The organism is Tahibacter sp. (assembly GCF_032229445.1).
Lineage (GTDB): Bacteria > Pseudomonadota > Gammaproteobacteria > Xanthomonadales > Rhodanobacteraceae > Tahibacter.
This window is the reverse complement of sequence record NZ_JAVTWC010000001.1, coordinates 1-21,807: the sequence shown is the minus strand read 5'-3', so window position 1 is coordinate 21,807 and position 21,807 is coordinate 1. Positions and strand designations below refer to the sequence as shown.

Below are 21,807 nucleotides of genomic sequence, written 5' to 3'. Positions count from 1 at the left end.
GGCCCGTTGGGCGTTCAGAGTGATCAGAACCTGCGGTTCTGGGCGATCACTCTTCGTCCCGGCCCGTTGGGCGTTCAGAGTGATCAGAACCTGCGGTTCTGGGCGATCACTCTTCACCCCTCGACTCAAGGGGGTTCCGGAATCAAAAGAAAATGTCAACTTGTTCATAGGTTCCCTAGATCACGAGACGGTCGCGCGATTCGCCCATTTCGTCGTCATCCGGATCGCCGGACTCGCGCGACCAGCGGATCGTCTCGATGCGTCGGGCGAGCGCCTCCAGGTCGCGGCACTCGAACAGCGCTTCGAACGGCAGCGAGATGTCGAGTTGCGCACGCACGCGGGCAATGAGCTGTATGCCCAGCAGCGAATGTCCGCCCAGATCGAAGAAGTTGTCCCGGCATCCGACCCGTTCGACATTCAGCAGCTCCGACCAGATGGCCGCGAGGCTGATCTCCGTCTCGCTCCGGGGCGGCTCGTAAGCGTGCGCCGACTGCGCGCCGAGGTCCGGCGCCGGCAGACTGCGGTGATCGAGCTTGCCGTTGGCCGTGAGCGGCCAGGCCAAGAGTGACACGAAGGCGGACGGCACCATAGCCTCGGGCAAATGCCGCTTGAGGTGGGTACGCAGTTCGTCCGGCGAGGCAGCCGCCCCGTCATGCGGAATCACGTAGCCGACCAGGCGAAGGTCGCCGTCGCGCTCCAGCGGTCTCACCACGGCTTCCTTGACGTCCGCATGCTGCGCGAGCAGCGCCTCGATTTCACCGAGTTCGATGCGCACGCCGCGTATCTTCACTTGCTGGTCGCGCCGACCCAGGTAGTCGAGCAGGCCGTCCGCGCGGTAGCGCGCGAGGTCGCCGGTGCGATACATGCGCGCCGTCGCCGCGCCCGCGAACGGATCGGCGACGAAGCGGTCCGCCGTGAGGTCGGCCCGGTTGCGATAGCCGCGCGCCAGCCCCGCGCCGCCGATGTACAGTTCGCCGACGAAACCGAGCGGAACCGGCTGGAGATCGTCGTCGAGCACGTACATGCGCGTGTTCCAGATCGCGCGGCCGATGGGCACGCCGTCCCGCTCCGCATCGCGGGGACACTCGAAATACGTGACGTCGATGGCGGCCTCGGTCGGGCCGTACAGGTTGTGCAGCCGCGCGCTGACGTGGGCCGCGAAGAAGCGTCGTACCAGCGCCGCGGGCAATGCCTCGCCGCTGCACATCACGTGGCGCAACGAGGGGCAGTCCAGCGTCGGTGACTGGGTCAGGAACGCCGCCAACATCGACGGTACGAAATGCGTGAGGGTGATCTTCTCGCGACGGATGAGCGCGTGCAGGTAATCCGCATCGCGGTGCCCGCCGGGCTTGGCCAGCACGAGACAGGCGCCGGTCATCAGCGGCCAGATCAGCTCCCAGACCGAGACGTCGAAAGTGTACGGGGTCTTCTGCAGCACGCGGTCGCCGGCGCCGATGGCGTATTCCGCCTGCATCCACGCGAGGCGATTGAGCAGTGCCGCGTGCGAGGTTTCCACTCCCTTGGGCTGGCCGGTCGATCCGGAGGTGTACATCACATAGGCCAGATGCTCGCCGCCCACGCGCGGCACGGCCGCGACGGCGCAACCGGAAAGATCCTGCGTATCGATGGCGCAGATCTCGGTGTCCGGCGTGATCCGGGCCAGGCGAGGGACGACCGCCGCCGTCGTGACCAGCACCTTCGGACGTGAATTGCCCAGCACATAGGCGATGCGCGCATCCGGCGATTCCGTATCGATCGGCAGATAGGCACCGCCGGCCTTGAGCGTGCCCATGACCGCCACGAGCAGATCGATCGAGCGTTCCAGGAACAGCCCGACCACGTCATCGGCGCCTACGCCCTGCGTCACGAGCCAGCTCGCGAAGTGATCGCTGCGCGCGTTCAATTGCGCATAGCTGATCTCCTGCGCGCCGAGGCAGACAGCAGCGGCATCCGGCGTCAGGCTGGCCTGACGCGCGAACTGCTCGTGCACCCACTCGCTACCGACTTCCACGCGATGCGGCGCACTGACCCGGGCCAGCAACTGCTCCCGTTCGTCCACGTCCATCAGTGCCGTGTGCTGCAACGACAGCGGCACCGCCATGCACACATTGCCCAGGAAGCTCGACAACGTCGCGAGTACCGATTCCAGCTCCCAGGCCTCATACAGTCCCGGATGCGCGGACAACGACAGTCCGACACAGCGTCCGGCCCCGTCCAGCGTGTAGCGGATCGTCAGGTCGTGCCGCTCGGCCGCATGCACCTGCAGGCCTGCGTCTTCGCCGTGCGGCCACTCCTGGGCGTCGATCACGACGCGGAACGCCGCTTCGCCGTCGGCCAGCAGTTGGTGCTGGAGCGCCGCGTACTCGCGTGCCTGGTCGAGGCACCGTCGCCGCTGCGCGAGGACCTCGCTCACGCCCTCCGCCACGTCGGCCATCGGATCGACCGCGACGACGACCGGCACGACGACCTGCGACACCGTCGCGGCTGCGGGCACCGCCGCGATGGTCGCGGACGATCCCACCCGCGTGCGACGCATGCCGGTGGTCCGGTGCACGAACAGCGCGACCAGCGCGAACATCAGCTCGCCGACGCGCCAGCCGCCCGCCTGCGCGTACTTGCCCAGCGCTTCGGTCAACGTCGCCGGCAGTTCGGTGCCGATGCGGACCGGCGCGGACTGTCGCGAACGGGTTCCGTTCACCGCGAACGTCACCGCCGTCGAATCGGCGAGCGCACTGCGCCAGAAATCCTGCGTGGCGCGCGGCCGCGGGCCGTAGCACCACTCCGCTTCGGCATGCAGATGGCGCCGCAGGGTGTCGCTCTGCGCAACGGCCGGCGCCTCCGCCACATATTCCGAGAGGCACTCGCGCGTCAGCGCCACCGCCTGCGGCAGGTCCAGCGTGAGCGGATGGTAGCGACAGCAGAACCGGAAACGCGCCTTGCCGAGCTTGATCAGCAGGCCATCGAACACCGCCGCGTCCTCCACCCCTGCGTCGCAGTGCGCGAACGCATCGATCGCCGCCGTTGCCGCCGCCGCCACGTCCGCCGCAGTCGACACGTCGACCTGCGAGAAACCGACCGGCACGTCGGCCGCAATCTGCTGCAACAGGCGCCCTGGGGCGACGGTCTCGAAACGCAGCCGCAGCGCGTCGGTTCGCGCTGCCAGCGCAGCAGCCGCCCGAGCCAGTCGCGCCGCGTCCACCGCTTCATTCATGTCGACGCTTACGCAGATCATGGCCACGCCGGGCATCGCCGACGCGTCGGCTATCTGCCGCCAGCGGATCCGCTGCGCCGCCGTCAGCGGGAAACGCTGGCGCGCTCTCGCCTCGTCATAAGGCAGACGCAAGTCGAACTCGCCCAGAGCGCGCTCCGGCGCATCGACGATGCCGTCAGCCAGCCGCTTCAGACGCCCGGCGAATTCTTCCACCGTCAGCGCCTCGAACAGGTCGACCGAATATACGAATTCACATTTCAGCCTGCCCGCATCGGGCTGGACGATCCAGGTCAGATCATTGATCGCTCCGGCATGCTGCGTCTCCAGCGGCCGCACCTTCAGGCCCGGCAGCTCGCCACTCGCCGCATGCTCTTCGCGCAGCACGAAGTCGACCTGCGCGATCGGCTCGTAGGAAAGATCGCGCTTGCGCAGCCGTTCCGCGACCAGCCACTCGTACGGGAAGGTCTGGTTGCCCAGCGCGTCCAGCGTGCTTTGACGCACCCGCTCCAGATGCGCGGCAAACGGCCCGCTGCCGTGTACCTCGTTGCGCAGCGGCAGCATGTTGACGAACAGCCCGATCAGGCCGGCGACCTGCGGGTGGGTGCGGCCCGAGGTCGGCGAGCGTACGACGATGTCAGCACAGCCGCTGAGCCTCGACAGCAGTGCCTGATACAGCGCGAGCAAGGTCATGTACAGCGTCGTACCCGCCGCCCGGGTCACCGCTTCGAGCGCTTCGGCTACCCGCGCCGGCAGCTCGAAGCCATGGTTGCCGCCGAGAAAGGTTCGCCGCGCCGGGCGCGCCCGGTCGGCCGGCAGCGCCAGCAGTTCCGGCGCCCCGGCCAGGCAGCGCTGCCAGTAGTCGCGCTGCTGCTCCAGCGACTCCCGGGTCATGGTCTCGCGTTGCCACACCGCGAAATCGGGATACGGCAGCACCACGGGCGCCAGGCCGGGATCGGACCGACCCTGCACGAACGCCGCGTAGTGCGCGCCGAACTCCAGCAGGAACAGTCGCACCGACCATTCGTCCCAGACGATGTGATGCACGTTCCACAACAGTACGTGGACCTGCGCCGTGATCCGCACCAGCGTGGCGCGATACAGCGGCGGCTGCGCCAGATCGAACGGCCGATCCGCAAGCCCCTGCAACGTCTCGTGCAGAGCCGGACCATCGAGCCCCGGCCGCTCGAGCATTTCCAGCGCCACCGGGTGTGCCGGCACTATCACCTGACGCGGAGTGCCGTCCTCGCTGACGACGAAGCGCGCGCGCAGTGCACTGTGCCGCGCCACCACCCCACTGAGGCTGCGCTCCAGCGCCGTGACGTCCAGCTGTCCCTCGAGCCGCAACGTGAACGTTTCGTTGTACGCCCGCGCGCCGGTACCCAGCCGCTCCACCAGCCACAGCGCTTCCTGGGCATAACTCAGCGCGGCCGGCGTTCCTTCCGGAATGAGCGCCGCCGGCGCCGCCGGTACCACCTTGCGTTGTCGCAGCAGCCGGTCGGCAAGCGCCTGTAGCTGCTGCGGGGAAAGTTCGGACACATTGTCGTGACTGGAGGACACGGATTACCTCAACTCATGCTTTCGGTGCCGACCTGCCGGGCCAGTTCGGCCACCAGCAGGCTGCTGAAGCGGGCGACAGAGCAGTCCGGCGTCAGCAGCGCGGGCACGTCGATCGCTACCTGGTAGTGCTCGTTGACACGCGCGACCACGAGCGCCGCGCGCAGCGAATTGCCGCCGAGATCGAGGAAGCTGTCGAACACGCCGAAGCCGGAGAAGCCGAGCGCTTCCTCCCAGATGGCGAGCAGCGTGGTTTCGAGTTCGTTGCGCGGCGCGATGGCATCGCGCGCGGCAACGGGCGGCGCCGATGCTTCCCGAGCCGCCTCGCCTGCGTCCGTCAGCACTGCGCGCGGTTCGCCGCCCGCCTCCGTCAGACCGGCGATGCGGACGAGCAGGAGTCCGGTTTCGTCATAGATGTGGATGTCCACCGCGGAGGGCCGTGCCCCGGCGGCCTGCGCGCGATGCACATGGATCGTCGCGGAAGACGCGAGCGGCGCCAGCACCAGCATCTCATCGCAGGTCAACGCGGCGGGAACCGTGGCTTTGCCGTCGCCCGGGCCGCCGACGCTCGCGAGCTGCAGCAGCCCTGCCTGCAGGGCGACGTTGAGCAGCGCCGGCGGCAAGCCGTAGGCGTTCTCTCCCTCGCCCGCCTCGGCCTGCACGTGAAGATCCGCCACGGTGTAGCCGGCACTGCCTTCGCCGGTGCCGCTGCGGATCACGCCGGACTGCCGGTATTGCTCGCCGTAGTCCATGCCGATGCGGGCCAATGCGCCATACCAGTCCTCCGTCGACAGGCTGCTCGCGCAGCCTGTGCGCAGCTGCGGCAGATCGGCCGGCGGCGGTACGCCAGGCTGCGCACCCAGTACGGCAGTTGCCCGGCAGTACACGATCCTGTCGGAATTTCCGGCCGATGCCTCGCCTCGCACGGCGGGTCCGGTCAACGAATAGATCTCGCAGTCGATGCGATCCGCGTCGGCGGCGCGCAGTGCGATGTGGACGGTCACCGGTCCTGCAGCGATTTCCACCGGCCCGTTCCATTGCGGCCGCGCGAATCGGATCGTCTCGGCGTCGTGCGTCCAGTCCGGCCGGCCGGTGATGCGCTCCACCGCGGCACGCAGCATCTCGAAGTAGACCGCCTCGGGGATCAGCCGCACCTGTCGCACGCGGTCGAATGCAGCGAACGGCTCGTCACCGGTGAAGGTCGTGCTGAACCGGCACTCGCTGAAATCGGAGCTGTTGACGTGCAGCAGCGGATGAACGACAGGGACCGCGCGGCGCCCGCCGACCTCGACTACCGGCACGGAACGCGGCGCCACGTGACGGTGCAGCGACGGCGCGGCCGCGCTCTCCAGCCAGTAACGCTGGCGGGCGAACGGATAGCCGGGCAGCGGCACGATGCGCCGGCGCGCGCCGCGTACCGAGGCCCACGGCACCTTGCCGCCGTTGGCCCAGAACATGGCGAGCTTCTCGTGGTCGTGCTCGCGAATGAAGGTTTCCAGCAAGGCCTGGCCGGCGCTGCCGCCGGTGAACGAACTCATGGACGCGCTCTCGGCGGGGCCGGCGACGAACGTGACCACGTTGGCCGAGCGCGCATTGGGCTTACCCGTCAGGTACGCGTCCCAGCCGGCGAGTAGCTCTTCGCGATGGCTCACGACCAGGGCGATGCGGTTCGCCATGGCCTCGCGTCCACATTGCAGCGTATAGGCCAGATCGGCGATCGAAACGGACGCGTGCGCCGCAACATGGGCCGCCAGTTCGCGCACGAGTTCGCGCAGGCGGTCGAGGTTCTTCGCCGACGCGACGACGATATGGCGCGCGTCGAATGCCGTCGGCGCGGGCTCCGGCAGCGCCGGCGCCGCGTAGGCCTCGATCACGAGACTCGCGTTCGAACCGCCGGCGCCGAACGAATTGATCAGCGCGCGACGCGGCGCGTCGTTCGACCACGGACTGAGCCCGGTCTGCAGCCGGAACGGCGACTCCGCGAACGCGATGCGCGGATTAGGCGGATCGGTATGGATCGTGGGCACCAGCTCACCGTGCCGCATCTGCAACAGCACCTTGGCGAGTTGCGCCATGCCGGAGGCGGCCTCCGCATGTCCAATATTGGACTTTACCGCGCCGATCGGACACGCCTGCCGCGGCACGGCGGCGAACACCTTCTGCAGCGCGGTCATCTCGATCGCGTCGCCCAGCGGCGAGCCGTTCGCTGCCGCTTCCACGTAGCCGATCGACTGAGGCGAGCACTGCGCATTGCGCAGCGCGGCCTCCATGACTTCGATCTGGGCGGCCGGATTGGGCACCGAGTACCCGTTGCCGCGCCCACCGTGATTGAGGGCGGAACCCTTCACGACGCCGAGGATGGTATCGCCGTCCGCTATCGCCCGCTGCAGCGGCTTGAGCAGGACCGCACCGACGCATTCGGCCGGCAGGTAGCCGTCCGCATCGCCGAAACTGCGCCCGCGCGCATCGCTCGCCAGCATCTGCATCTGGCTCAGCGCAATGTACTTCTTCGGGTGGACAGAGAGATTCACGCCGCCGGCGATCGCCATCTGGCACACCTGCTGGCGCAGGTCGGCGCAGGCCATGTGGATCGCGACGAACGCCGACGAGCACATCGTGTCGACCGCAAGGCTCGGCCCCTGCAGGCCGAAGAAATACGACACGCGGTTGGCGATGCCGCCCTGCGGTGAGGTGGCCGCGCCGGCGTCGTTGCTCAGCGCGCCGTATTCGCTGTACATCGAACCGACGTACACGCCCACGTTGCCGGCGTAGTCGTCCTGCAGCGCGTCCCGCGTGTAACCGGTGCCTTCAAGCAGGTTCCATACCGTTTCCAGGAACAGGCGCTGCTGCGGATCGGTGAACTGCGCCTCGACCGGCGTGATGTTGAAGAACAGCGGATCGAAATCCTCCACGCCGTCGAGAAAGCTGCCCCAGCGGCAGTAGTTCTTGCCGTACGTGCCCTTGCCCGGGTCGTAGTCGCTGTCGCAGTTCCAGCGTCGGCGCGGCACTTCCTCGATGCAGTCGGCCCCCGAGCGCAGCAGCTGCCAGAACTCGTCCAGCCCGTTCGCGTGCGGGAAACGGCCGCTGAAGCCGACGATGGCGATGTCATCCACGGGCGGCCGCGGCGGCGCCGCGACAGCCGACAGCGCACGCGCCTGGCGCAGCGGCGCGGCTGCCAGCCGCGCCGCCTCCGGGGCATCGGCGACCACGGTCGCCTCGACGCCGAACAGGCGCATCACCGCCGGGCGATACGCCTGCAACAGGTAACGGTTGAGCGAGGCCAGGTCGCTATGCTCGAAGAACAAGGTCTTGGACAGCGAGCCGAACGACTTCTCGAGCTCGTTCGTCATCTGCATCGCCAGCATCGAATCGAAGCCGTATTCGTCGAGCTTCGTCTCGGCGGAAACGCGCTCGAGCGGGAGCTTCACCGACGCGCCGAGCAATGCGCGCAAGTGGCGCAGCAGGCGTGGTGCGAGCGGATCGTTCGCGTCCATCGGCGCGGCGATCGGCGCGACGGGTATTGGGGCATTCTCACGCACGGCCGGCTCGGCCACGCTCACGCCTGCATTCGCCAGCAGGCGATGGAGCGGCACAGGCTCGCCGGTCAGCACGAGCTGTTGCGGCGGCGCTTCAGCGAGGAGCCGTTCGAGGAGATCGAGGGCCTCGTCGGTCTGCAACAGACGCTGGCCGCTCGACTGCAGGTAGAACTCCGTCGCCGCCGCATCGCCGAAACCGAACGCGCCGTCCTTCCACAACGGCCAGTTGATGGCGAGCCGGCGGCCGCTGGCCGGTGGCGGCACGTGCCGCGCGTAGGCCATCTGGAAGCGATTGGCGATCGCATACGCGCACGGGCCGAAATCGCCGAGCACAGCCGACGACGACGAGAAGTAGCAGACGAAATCGAGCGCACGCGCAGCCAGCGCCTGTTCGAGAGCCAGCGTACCGGCCACTTTCGGCGCGAGCACGCGTTCGAAATCGGCATACGAGGTTTCGAACACGCTGCGTTCCGCGGAGATGCCGGCAATGTGGAACACGCCGGCGATCGGCCCCGATTCGGCCTGCTCCGCATCGAGCGCCGCGCACAGGGCGTCCGCGTCGGCGACGTCCACGCGCAGATGACGCACGCGGCTGCCGTGCGCCTGCAGCGCGCGCATCTTTTCCTGCGTCGCCGCATCCGGTGCCGAACGCCCGAGCAGCAGCAAGTTCGCGCGATGTCCACGTACGAGGCGTTCGGCAACGTGCTGGCCGATCGCACCCAGCCCGCCGGTGATGAGGTAGGTCGCGCCTTCGCGCAACGGCGATCCCTGAGCGGTGCGCGTCGTCGGAACCATGCGGCGCACCTGGCGCGTGCCGCCTTCGTAGAACGCGCAGGCGCCCTGCGGGTCGTCGAGTTCCGCCAGCACCTTGGCGAATGTTTCGCGCAGTACCAGCGCCGCATCGTCGCGCGCCGCATCGTCGGGCGCGACGCCGATGATCTGCAGCTGGTGCGGCAGCAGCCGTTTCAGCGATGCGACGACCGCAGTCCAGGTGTCGACGTAGACACGTTCCAGCGGCGTGCGGCAGACCGCCGCGAGCACGACACGCTGCTTCGGCAGATTGGCGCCGGCGAGTCCCTGCACAAAGGCGAGCAACGCGCGATAGTCAGGGATAGCCTCCGGCCGTTCCACCGGCCACAGCGCCACGACGGCGTCGAGCGCACCGCACTGCTCGGCCGCACTGCTGAGCGCGAGTGCATAGCTCGCTGCATCGAGGCCTTCCGCGCCTTCGGCAGGCGCAGGCGTCACGAACACGGTCTGCCGGTGCGGCGCGCTGTCCGCCGCGACAGCCTGCAGCGTCTCGCGGTGCGCCTCGTCGGCGAGCAGGCAGATCACGGCGCCGGTGCCGGCGGCACCGGCTGCCAGCGGCTGCGGCAGCCACTCCTCGCTGAACGTCAGCGGCGCGTAGCCGGCGGCTGCCGGCGCGTCTACGCGGCCGGGAGACGCCGCCGGCCTGTCGAGCAGGCGCACGCTGAAGCCACGGATCGCCACGCAGACGTTGCCAGCCGCGTCGCACAGCATCAGGTCGAACTTGCGCAATCGCTCGCTGCTGCCGCTCGCCTGGCGCACGTAGGCATGAATCTCCCCGCGGCACGGCGCGAACACGTCCAGCGTTTCCACCGCGTACGGCAGATGCGGCCGCGATTCCACCTCGCCACCCTGCATGCCTTTGGCCAGCGAGAGGCCGATCGACGACTGCAGCGCGCCATCGAGCAGGCTCGGATGCAGGTGGAATGCCTGCGCGCTCTCGCGCAGCATCTCGGGCAGGTCGAGGTGCGTCAGCACGAACGGCGCGCCATCGGCGTCCTGGCCGGTGCCGATCCACTGCATCGAGCGGAACGTACTGCCGTAGTTCAGGCCGCCCATGCCGAGCAGCTGGTAGCAGTCGTCGACCGGGATGTCGCCGTGGCATTGCGTGCGCAGGACGTCGAGGTCGATGCGCGAGGCGTTCTCCGTCAGCGGCGAGGCACCGCACTGGAAGTGGATGACGCGCTCGCCGCTCTCGCCGCTGTAGATCTCGCAACCCAGGTCGCCGGTGGGGCTGCGCAGCAGCGCGACGTGCAAGGTCACCGGCTCCGCCGCCACCACTACTGGTTGCGCCCAGACGATGTTGCGCAGGCGGAACCGCATCGGCTGTGGGCCGACCGTGGCGTGCAGCAGCGCCGCATGCGCCATTTCCAGATAGGCCACACCCGGCAGCACGCGCGCATCGACGACCACGTGGTCGCGCAGATAGAACTCCTCGCCGTCGAAGCGCGAACTGAATCGCTGCTCATCCAGATTCGAGGTGTTTTCGTGCAGCAGCGGGTGCAGGGCCTGCGCGCGCGCGGCGCTGTGCCCCGCGCTGTGCCCGTCGCCACTCTCCATCCAGTAGCGTTCCCTGGCGAACGGATAGGTCGGCAGCGGCAGGCGTCGCGGCGCGACGCCGTCATACAACGCGTGCCAGTCGACGGCCGCGCCGGCGACCCAGCGTTCCGCCAACGCGTCGAGCCGTGACTCGGTCAGACAGCGGCGCACGAACGCGCGGGCATCGGCCTCCGACGCCGTGCCGTCGTCGCCCTTGCCATGACCGCCGAACCAGCGGCCGGGCGCTGCCTCGTCGCGCAGGTACAGCTCGAGCAGGCGACACAGGTCGCCGATGTCGTGCGCGACGAACGCGGCACGCTCGGCGAACTCCACGCGGCCGACCTGCAGCGTGCGCGCGACGCGGTGCACGTCGCCGCCGGCATCGTGGCCGGGCTCGAGCAGGCGCTGCAGCAGGCGCCGGACATACGCCTTCAACTGTTCGGGGGACTGCGCCGACAGCGGCACGACGGCGGGGAAATGCGCGTAGGCATCGGCACCGGCCGCAGTACCCTGCGGCACGAATTCTTCCATCACGATGTGCACGTTCGCGCCGCTGGCACCGAACGAGCTCACCGCGCCGCGCCGGGGATACACGTGTTCCTGGCCATCAATGGTCAGCCGCGGCCGCTGCCAGGGCTCCAGGCGCCGCTGCACCCGGAACGGCGTGCGCGCCCAGTCGATGTGCGGGTTCGGCACGTCGCCGTGCAGCGAAGGCACCAGCGTGGCGTGGTGCAGCTGCAGAGCGAGCTTGATCAGGCCCGAAACGCCGGCGGCGCCTTCGGCGTGCCCGATGTTCGACTTGATCGAACCGATCGCGCAATCGTTGCCGGTTTCCTTCCTGCCGCGGAACGCCTTGCTGAGTCCTTCGATCTCGATCGGGTCACCGAGCGAGGTGCCGGTGCCGTGGGCCTCGACGTAGCTGATGCTCGCCGGGTCGACGTCCGCACTGGCGAGGCAGCGCACGATCAGGTCGGCCTGCGCGACGGAGCTCGGCACGGATATGCCGCTGACGGTGCCGACATGATTGGCCATGCTCGCCTTGATCACGGCGTAGATGTGATCTTCATCGGCGATCGCACGCGCCAGCGGCTTGAGCACGACCGTGCCGACGCCTTCCGCCGCGACATAGCCGTCGCCGCCGGCGCCGAACGTGCGGCAGCGGCCGTCGCTCGAATGCAGGCCGAGCAATGCATACGTGAGGTATTTGCCCGGGTGCAGCGACAGGTTGACGCCACCGGCGAGCGCGACCTCGCACTCACCGTGCCGGACGCTCTCCACGGCCATGTGGATGGCCGTCAGCGACGACGAGCACTGCGTGTCGACCACGAGGCTGGGCCCGTGGAAATTGCAGAAATACGAAACGCGGTTGGCGATCGTGGCGCTCGACATCAGCACCGGCTGCATCTGCCCGGCCGCCAGCCGCTGCGACTGGAAGACGAGGTAGTCGCGATGCATCAGCCCGGCGAACACGCCGACGTCGCGCCGCTTGCTCGCACCTCGCGGCTGCATCAGGGTCTTCGGCGTGTAGCCGGCGTCCTCGATCGCTTCCCAGGCCACTTCGAGGAACAGGCGTTCCTGCGGATCGATGTTCTCCGCATCGCGCGGCGTGACGCGGAAGAAGCGCGCATCGAAACAGTCCGCATCGGCGACGAACCCGCCCCAGCGCGAAACGTTGGTGCTCGACGCCATGATGCCGTCGAACACGTGCCAGTCCCAGCGCTCGGGCGGGATCTCGACGATGCAGTCTTTTCCTTGCTTCAGATTGTTCCAGAGTTCCCCGATGTTGACCGCCTGGGCGAAGCGGCCGGCCATGCCGATGACTGCAATCTCCTGCCTGCGCAGCTCGACGTGGTCGAGTGCGACGGGCTCCGCGGCCGGTGCGGCAGATGCAGCCGGCGTAGCGGCCGGCGTAGCGGCCGGTACGGCTTCGGCGGATGCGCGCGCCGGCGTTCCGGTCCGCGGCGCCACGTCAGCGCCGCTGGCGATGCGCACGAGCTGCTCGGCGTGGTTCTCCAGCAGGTGATCGGTGAGTTCGGTGATCGTGGTGTATTCGAACAGCAAGGTCGGCGGCAGCGAGATGCCGAGCTGGCTCTCGAGCAGCTGTACCAGCTCCAGCAGGCCGGTGGAGTCGAGCCCCATCTCGTAGTAACCGACGTCCGCATCGATTTTGTCGGCCGGCACATTGATGCGGGGCGCGATCACCCGTGCGATGAAGTCGCGCACGAAGCCGCGCGTATCCGCCGCCGGCCGCGCCGGTTCGACGGCCGACGCTTCCGCGGCGGGCGCGCGAGGGGCATCCCTCGTACCCGCGAGTGTCGTCGAGTCGCCAATCGCGTCAGCTGTGCGCAGTTTCTTCAGCGCGAGGTCACGCAGTTCGGCCACCTTGCGGCCGTCGGCGTCGAGAAAATCGACCGTGACGATGAACAGCTCCTTGCGCTGCCGCACCGTGTCGTGGCGGATACGCGTCGTGCAGCGGTCGCGAACCAGCGCGACGGCACGGAAGCTGTCGTAGGACAGCGGCAGGTAGAGTCCCGCCGGCATCGACGATGACGACGGCAACGATTCGTCGGCCGAGCCGAGGCCCGGCAGCGCACCCGCGACACACGTCACGCCACCGTCCAGCAGCGCAGGGTGGAACATGTACTTCGCGCGGTCGGCGCTGGCCTCGTCGCCGAGCGAGACGTCGGCGAACGCGTGCGTCGTCGACGAGTACGCTTGTCCGCGCACCTGCATGAAGCCGTCATGCGCGAGACCACGCTCGCGGAACGACGAGTAGATCGCCTCCGTGGCCATGGCCTGCTGGCGTAACGGTGCGACGGACTGGTCGTCCTCGGGATCGAACGACGCCGCCGCACGGTGCATCTCGCCGACGGCGTAGCGTGCCTTGTCGGCGACCGCGCGGCCGTCCTGCTGCCGCGTGCCGTAGATCAGCACCTGCCAGACGCCCGGCCGCACGTCGAGCACCTGCATGTCCACGAGGATGTCTTCGGTACCCGGCAGCACCATCGGCTGATGGATGGCCAACCTACGCAGTTCCAGCCCGGCGAAGTCGTGGCCCTCGCGGCGGAAGTACTGGTAGATCATGTCGATGTAGGCGAGTCCGGGCAGGATCTTCAGCCCGTGCACCCGGTGCACCGACACGAGCGGATTGGAATTGCGAAGAACGAATTTCTTGCTCATGACTGGAGCGTCCCCATTGCGATGCCCGACCTTCGGCGTTGCATGCGTGCCGTGTGATTCACTCCCAGGCTCCTTCCGTCACCAGGTCGCCCTCGCCCCAGGGATCGGTGGCATCCGCCTCCGCCCAGGCCGCCTGCGGTTCCGGCGACGGTGCCACCGACACTGACGGCGCAGCGGAGGCTGGCGTGCCGGCCGCGCTGACGTCGATCCGGTGCAGCGCCGGTACCGGCAGCGGTTGTCGCCAGGCATCCGCGTGCGCAACGCCGCCTTCCACGATCACATGGGCATTCGTGCCACCGTCCGCGAACGAGTTGATCGCCGCCACCCGGGGTGCCTCGCCCCACGGCCGCAGCTGGCGCGAGAAGCGGAACGGCGATGCGTCCAGGTCGTAGTGCGCCATCGGCTCTCGCGCCGACAGGAACGGTACGCGCTGGCCGTGATGCAGCATCAGGACGACTTTGATCAGGCTCGCGATACCTTCCGCGCACAGCGGATGGCCGATGTTCGGCTTCATCGACCCCAGCTCGCACGGCTGCGCCCGGTCCGGGCGATACACCGCCTCGATCGCGCGCAGTTCCAGCAGGTCCGTAATCTCGGAACCCGAACCGTTCACGTCGATGTGGCTGATGTCCGCGGCGCGCCAGCCGCTGCGATCCAGCGCCCGCCGCATCACGTCCTTCTGCGCGTGCACATTCGGTGCCGTAGGACCCGCCGTGCGGCCGTCGTTGTTCACCGCCGCCGCCCGCACCAGCGCGTAGATCTGGTCGCCGTCGGCCACCGCCTGCGCGTGGCGCTTGAGCACTACCATCCCTACCCCTTCGCCCAGAATCGCCCCCTGCGCCCGGCGATCGAAAATATGGAACTCACCGCGCTGCAGGATGCCGCGCTGCTCGAACATCCGCAGCGCACCCGGCCCGTTCAACAGGCTCACGCCGCCCACCAGCGCCGCATCGATCTCGCCGCCACGCAGACCCTGCATTGCCATATTCAACGCGACCAGAGCCGACGAACACGCCGTGTCCACCACGAGGCTCGGCCCGCGCAGGTCGAAGAACTGCGACACGTTCGACGCCAGGTAGTTCTGTCCCAGCGCCAGGATCGGATTGACCGCATCGCGCAGACTCACCGGGTCCGCGTGGTACTGACCGCGCGCCCCCAGGAAGACGCCGCTGCGCGTGCCCTTGAGCTCTGCCGCCGTGTAGCCCGCGTGGTGCCACGCCTTGAGGCTTTCTTCCAGAACCAGCAGCGCCTGACGATCCATCGCCCGCGCGTCGGCCAGTGCCACAAGGAAGTATTCCGGATCGAAGTGGTTCACATCCTCCAGCAGCGCCGCCCAGTCGTCCGCGCCCGTCTCGCCCCAGCGCGACGACGGCACCGGCGCGATCGCGCTGCGGCCCTGCGCCAGCAGTTCCCAGTACCCCGCCACGTCGTTGGCACCGGCAAACCGGCACGACAGACCCACGATCGCCAGCGCCTCGTCCGCCGCCGGCGGCGGCACGGCACAGGCCCGCTCCGACGCCGTCATCACTGGCGTGATCGGCGCAAGCTCCACCAGCGGCGGCGCGGCCGGCTCGCCGGTCGACAGGTTCGCCCGCAGCACGGTCTCGTACTTCGCCATCAGCCAGCGCGCGAACGCGCTGATCGTCTGGTGCTCGTACAGCATCGACGGATCCAGCGCATCGTTCACCTGCGCGCCGATCGGCACGAGCACCTGCATCAGCAGCACGGAGTCCACCCCGTAGTCCGGCAGCGGCGTCTGTATGTCCACTTTCTCCAGCGGCATCTGCAGCTGCTGCGCAAACACCTCGCGCAGCCAGCCCTCCACCTGCGCCAAAAGCCCCGCGCCCGACGGCATCGACACGGCGGCCGGCGCCGCGGCCAGTGCGTTCGCACGCGCCACCGGCGGGCCGCGCCGCCGCAGCAGCCGCGACGCCGCAAAACGCGAACCGTCCACCTGCAGCGGCGCCAGCACACCGCGCCGCTGCGTGGACACGATCCGGTCGAGCCAGTCCATGCCCTGTGCGTCGCTGTGGCTCAACAGGCCCAGTTCGCGATACACGCGGCTCTTCACCTCGCCCATCCCGCTTTCGTTCCAGCTGCCCCACTGCACGCTCACGACCGGCAGACCACCGGCCTGCTCGCGCCGCGCCACGTGGTCCATGTACGCGTTCGCCATCGCGTAGTCGGCCTGGCCCGTCGCCAGGTCCGGTACCACCGCCGAAATCGACGAGAACAGCACACAGAAGCGCAGCGGCGCGTCACGCAATCCGGCCAGCAGCGTTTCCAGACCCGAGACCTTCGGCGCGAGCACGGCCGTCATGCCGTCTACCGTCTTGCGCACGAACGCCGGCGTCTGCGCATCGGCCAGACCGGCACAATGCAGTACGCCGTGGATCGGCCCCAGATCCCGCACGCGGTCCATCTCCTGCGCCAGCGCCGCCGCATCGCACAGGTCCACTGCGCTCACCTCGACCCTCACGCCCTCGGCCTGCAGTGCCAGCAACGCGCGCAGCTTCTGCCCCGTCGCGTCCCCCTGCACCGCCCGCGCCTGCCACTGCGACCGCTCGGGCAACGCCTCGCGGCCCGTCAGCACCAGCCGCTTCACCCCATGCCGCCGCACGAAATGCCGCGCACACGCCAGACCGAGGCCCCGCGTCCCACCGGTGATCCACAGCACGCCTTCCGGCGCCCAGTCCAGTTCCGCCGACGCCTCCAATTCCACTTCTTCCAATTGCGCGCAGTAGCGCCGACCGTCCCGGTACCGCACCTCGACCGCGTCGTCCTCCGCGCCCAGCTCCTGCACGACCTGCGCTACCCATACCTCGCCGTCACCCGCTTCCAGGTCCACGTGACGCGCCCGGATCCGGCCGTACTCGCTCTGCAGCATCCCGTACAGGCCGGCCTGCAGCGCACCCGCCTCACCGCGGGTCACGCACAGCGCACGGCCGCCCTGCGACGCGCGCGCCTGCACCCACGCCTGCACGATCTCCACCCATGCCAGACGCTCGTGCGATGCGGCGCCGCAACCGGTCACGTCCACCAGCGCGTCCCACTCGCTCCAGTCCGACGCACCACGCCAGCCGTCCTCGTCGCTGCGTACGATCCGCGTCTGCGCCCATCCCGCCGACAACGCCTGCGCCACATCCTGCGTGCTGGCGTCCGACACGATCAGCACGCTGCCGACCACCGCCGTAGCCGACAGCGCGGCCTCCTGCCAGCCCTTCACGAGCACGCTCTCGCGCACCACCGCTGCGGCTGTCTGCTCCGCGGCAGGCTCCAGACCCGCCTCGCGCAAACCAATCCAGTAACGCTCGCGCTCAAACGGATACGTCGGCAGAGCAATACGGCGCGGCGGCAGCGGACCGAACATCTGCACCCACGGCAATGCGTAACCCTGGCAGTACAGATCCGTCAGCGCATAAAGCGCTTCCTGCCGACGCAGCGCGTCCAGTCCCGCGCCGTCGAGCCGCTGGAACAGGCTATGCGCGTACTCCGTCAGCGCCGCCTGCCCGACAAATTCGCGCGGCACCACGCCTCGGAACAGGTTCGGCAGGCGCTCGCCGGTCTGCAACTGCCGCAGCAGATGCAGCGCGTTGTCGCTGCCTTCCACGACCACCGCGCAGCGATGCGCGAAGTGCTGCCGTCCGCACAACAGCGTGTGACTCATCGCCGTCAGCGCCTCGGCGTTCCACTCGCGCCGCAACAACACGTCGATCAGGTCCGCGATCTTTCGCTGCAGCGCCTCCGCGCTCTTGGCCGACAGCACCAGCGGCACGGCCTGCAATGCGTGTATCGGCGTCTCGCGCACGCCATGGTCCTGCAGCAGCAGATGTGCGTTCGTTCCGCTCATGCCGAACGCGCTCACGCCGACGGTTCGCGCCCGCGCTGCGCTGCGTGGCCACGGCCGGCTGTCCCGACCGACCCAGAGCGCACTGTCCTGCCAGTCGATGTAGTCGCTCGGCTGTTCGCAGTTCAGGCTGCCCGGAATCGTCTCGTGCCGCAACGCCAGCACCGCACCGACCAGGCTGAGCAAGCCCGAAGCCGCGAACGCGTGGCCGAAATTGCACTTCGTCGAGACGATGGCGCAATGCGCATCGGGTCCCTTGCGCACGCCGAAGACCTCGCGCAGCGCATTGATCTCCACCGGATCACCCAGGCGCGTGCCGGTGCCGTGCGTCACCATGAGGTCGACGTCATCCGGCCGCACCCGCGCCTGCTCGAAAACCGACTGGATCAGCCGCGCCTGCGAAGCGCCGTTCGGCGCCGTGATGCCGTTGGTCTTGCCGTCGTAGTTGATGCCGCTGGCGCGGATCACCGCATGGACAGGATCGCCGTCGGCTTCCGCCTGCGACAGCCGCTTGAGCACGATTGCCACGACTGCTTCGCCCGGCACCATACCGTTGGCGCGACGATCGAACGCATAGCAGCAGCCGTCCGGCGAGAGCATTCCCGCCTGACTCATGCTTGCGTACGTCTGCGCCATCAGCGAGACGCTCGCCGCCGCCGCGATGGCGGTATCGCACTCACCGGCGCGCAGGCTCAGGCAAGCCTGGTGCGCCGCCACCATGCCCGACGAGCATGAGGTGTTGATCGCCATCGCCGGGCCGCGCAGGTTCAGGAAATACGACAGGCGAGAGGCGAGGATCGCCTCGTGCGTCCCGGTCAGGGAGCCCTGCCCGCCCACCATGAGCTGGTATTCGCCCTGCTCCACGCCGACGAACACGCCCACCGTGTGGCGCTGTAGCTGGGCCTCGCCGTACGCGGCGTCTTCGAGCGCGTTCCACGCCTCCTGCAACAGCAGCCGCTGGCGCGGATCGGTGACCTGCGCTTCGCGCGGCGAGATCTCGAAAAACAGTGGATCGAACTCATCCACACCGGGCATGGCCGCGAGCCATTTGCTCTTGAGCAGGCCGCTCGCGAAATCTTCGCGCCAGTCGAACCGCTCGAGCGCGACCTCCGTCACCGCCGAACGTCCTTCCGCGAGAATCTTCCACATTTCATCGACGGTTCGCGCTTCGGGGAAGCGGCCGCTCATGCCGATGATCGCGATCGGCTCGTGCGCGGACGCTGCGCCACTGCGCGCCGGCGATGCGGCGCCGCGACTCGAACGCACCGCACGACGCGTCGCGATGGCCGCCGGCGGCGGCGCCGGTTCGACGACGGCGTCAGGACCGCCGTAGCACTGCTCCAGCCGCTCGCGATGACCGGCCAGCAGATACGCCGAGACCTTTTCCAGGCTCGAATGACTGAAGAAGATCGCCGGCGTGACCTCGATCGCGTAGTGCGCCGAGATGCGCGTGGCCCACTGCGCCAGCGTGATCGAATCAAATCCGTAGTCGGCGAGATTGTCCTGCGCCTGGATCTGGTCGCGGCTCAGTTTCAGCAGATCGCCAATCTGCTGCTTGAGATCCCACTGCACGCACTGCTCGATCGGGAAGCCGCGCAGTTCCGGCCGGCGTCGCGCGGTGCCCCGCGCCGGCACCGCGATCTCCGGAGCAACGGGGGCCGGCTCGCGCAGGCCCAGCGCCTGTTCGATACGGTCACGTCGGCCGTTCATCACGAGATAGTGCCCGTCGGCTTCGCCGAGCAGACGCTCGAACGTCGCGATGCCGTCAGCCGCCGTCAGCGCCTGCTGACCGCTGGTCTGCAGGTATAGCTGCGTATTCGCAGCGTCGCCCGTGCCCATGCCGCTGTCGGCCCATACCGGCCAGGCGATCGCGACGCGCCTGAACCGGCTCTGCACGTTGTCGGCGTAGGCCATCTCGAAGCGATTGGCCATGGCGTAGTCGGCGCTGCCGAAATCGCCGAGCACGCCGGAACTCGAACTGAAGTAGCAGATGAACCGCAGCGGCTGGTCGGCAAAGACGTCGTCCAGTACCTGCGTGCCATGCACCTTCGGCGCAAGGACGCGCGCGAACGCCTCGGGCGAGCGCTCGAAAAGGGTTCCTCCCTCGATCAGGCCCGCAGCGTGGATGACGCCGTCGATCCGACCGAAACGCGCCACGGCCGAGGCCACGCCGGCGCGCATTGCCGCCGCGTCGGCCACGTCGGCGGCCACGTACATCAGCTCGCCGCGCGTCGTGCCGTCGGCGATTTCAGCTTCGCGCGCCGCATCCGGCCTGCGCCCGCTCAGCACCACCTTGGCGCCGTAGCGCGCCAGCAGATGGCGCGCGAACAGCGCGCCGAGACCGCCGAGACCGCCGGTGATCCAGTACACGCCGCCGTCGCGCAGCGCGTCGCTGCGGTCCGGGGCGTCGGCGGCGGGCAAGTCGTGTTCGCGTACGCGCAATTCGTAGCGGTCGAATTCTGCGTAGCGCACGTTGCACGCGGCCGGCAGGCTCAGCTCGTGCCGCAGACGACGTGTCCAGACGCGCACGTCCTCCGCGTCCTGCAACGCCCCCTGATGCAGCACGATCGCGGTCGGCAGGCGCGGCATGATCACCCGCAGCGAGCGTTCCATGCCGATCCATGATTCCGCGTGACTGCGCGCGTGGGCCTCCTCGTAGCACGCGCAGAACAGCACGCGGCCGACCTCGAGCCGCGACGCCGCGAGCCCCTGGACGACACCGAGCACACCGCGCCACTGCCGTCCGTCGGCCGCGGCGCGCAGCGTGGCGGCGTAGACGAGGGCGTCGACGGCGCCGTGCGCCTCGCCGATCGCGGCCAGCGCCTGTCGCACGCTTTCGCTGTCGTCGCATCGCGCCGCGTAGCGGTGAGTGTCGCGCCGCACGTAGTGATCGCCAGCAACGACGACGATCAGTTCGACGTCACCGAACGCGACGGAGGCGGTGTCGGCGAAGGCCTCATCGGCGGCAATGAGCACGATGCACTTCGGAACCTGCGTGGCGACCGCATTGCCCTCGGTCGGCACCCACCGTTCGCGAAACACCATCAGTTCGACGGCGGCGGCGGGTTCGTCCGCACGCGAGACGGAAGCGGCAACCGTCGCGACGGGCGCGACGCGCGCCGGCGCGAGAACGACGTCGCTCAGGACGACGCACACGCGGTCGTGTTCGTCCCGCAACGCGATATCGAAGTGCCGTGAACCGTCGGCGCCAGCCGGCCGTTCGTGGAGCAGCGCATGTCCCTGCGCACTCATCGGCGACAGCACATCAAGGCGTGCGATGCCTTGCAGTACCAGCGGCTCGACCGCGCGTTGCCGGGCCGCCGTCACGACCTGCTGCAGCAAGACCGGATGCAGCGCGCAGGCACCCTCGGCGCCGTATTGCGTTTCCTCGGCATGGAGGGTCAGGCGCTCGGCATCGCCGTGCGCCCACGTAGCTGCCGACCGCAGCCGGCGCTCGCCGCGTCCTTGCGCATGCACGATGCGTTCGCCGTCGTCGGATTCGGTGAAGATTTCGAACTCCACCGCGTCATCGGTCTGCGCGTACAGTCCGATGTGCACGCGCTGCGGCCACGGCACTACCGTCACCGGCGCGCCCCAGGCTACGTCGGCGAGCGACAGCGTCGTGGTTTCGTCCACACGCCATCCGGCTCCGAGCTCCAGCGCAGCACGCGCCATTTCCAGCAACGCGGTCGCCGACAGCTCGCCATGCTCCACGAACGGCGCCGTACCGTCGAACGAGCTGCTGTAGCGCAGCTCGTGCAGATCGCCGGTGTTCTCGTGCAGCAGCGGATGCAACGCTGCGCGCGCACCGGCGACCGGCGCTGCGTCCGTTGCCTCGACCCAGTACCGAGTGGTCGCGAACGGATAGGTCGGCAGCGACAGCCGCGCCGGCGACTGACCGGCGAACAGCGCCGCGTAGTCGAGGTTGTAGCCCTGCACGTGCAGGTCCGCGATCGCGCTAAGACGATCGAGGTAGTCGTCGGGCGCGAGTCCCGCCGCGCACTCCTGCAGCCATTGATCGCCGAATCGGCGCAACGCCGCCTGGTCGCCGCCCTCGGGTTCGGTACCTTTGGACAGGTACACCTGCGGCGCCTTGCCATGAGTGAGCCAGGTCTGCAGGCGCGAGGCGAGTT

3 protein-coding genes are annotated in these 21,807 nt (G+C 68.8%); all 3 read right to left on the bottom strand.

Features of this window, described 5'->3' with window-relative positions:
- Window positions 1–175: 175 nt before the first annotated feature.
- Genes RUU78_RS00020 through RUU78_RS00005 form a run of 3 tightly spaced genes read right to left on the bottom strand, consistent with a single transcriptional unit; the run spans window position 176 to window position 21,757 of the window.
- Window positions 176–4,768 (bottom strand): non-ribosomal peptide synthetase, encoded by a 4,593-nt coding sequence (locus RUU78_RS00020; protein ID WP_313912527.1) that lies wholly within the window; start codon window positions 4,766–4,768, stop codon window positions 176–178.
- Window positions 4,769–4,776: 8 nt separating this feature from the next.
- A complete protein-coding gene (locus RUU78_RS00010) occupies window positions 4,777–13,827 on the bottom strand; it encodes an SDR family NAD(P)-dependent oxidoreductase (RefSeq protein ID WP_343232290.1) in 9,051 nt (3,016 codons plus the stop codon).
- Between the two features lie 58 nt (window positions 13,828–13,885).
- Window positions 13,886–21,757, bottom strand: coding sequence for an SDR family NAD(P)-dependent oxidoreductase (locus tag RUU78_RS00005; RefSeq protein ID WP_313912526.1), 7,872 nt, complete (start codon window positions 21,755–21,757; stop codon window positions 13,886–13,888).
- Window positions 21,758–21,807 lie beyond the last annotated feature (50 nt).

What these genes read in the sequence shown, in the direction of transcription:
- RUU78_RS00010 (WP_343232290.1), bottom strand. Translation starts at nt 13,827, where the DNA reads ATGAGCAAGAAATTCGTTCTTCGCAATTCCAATCCGCTCGTGTCGGTG.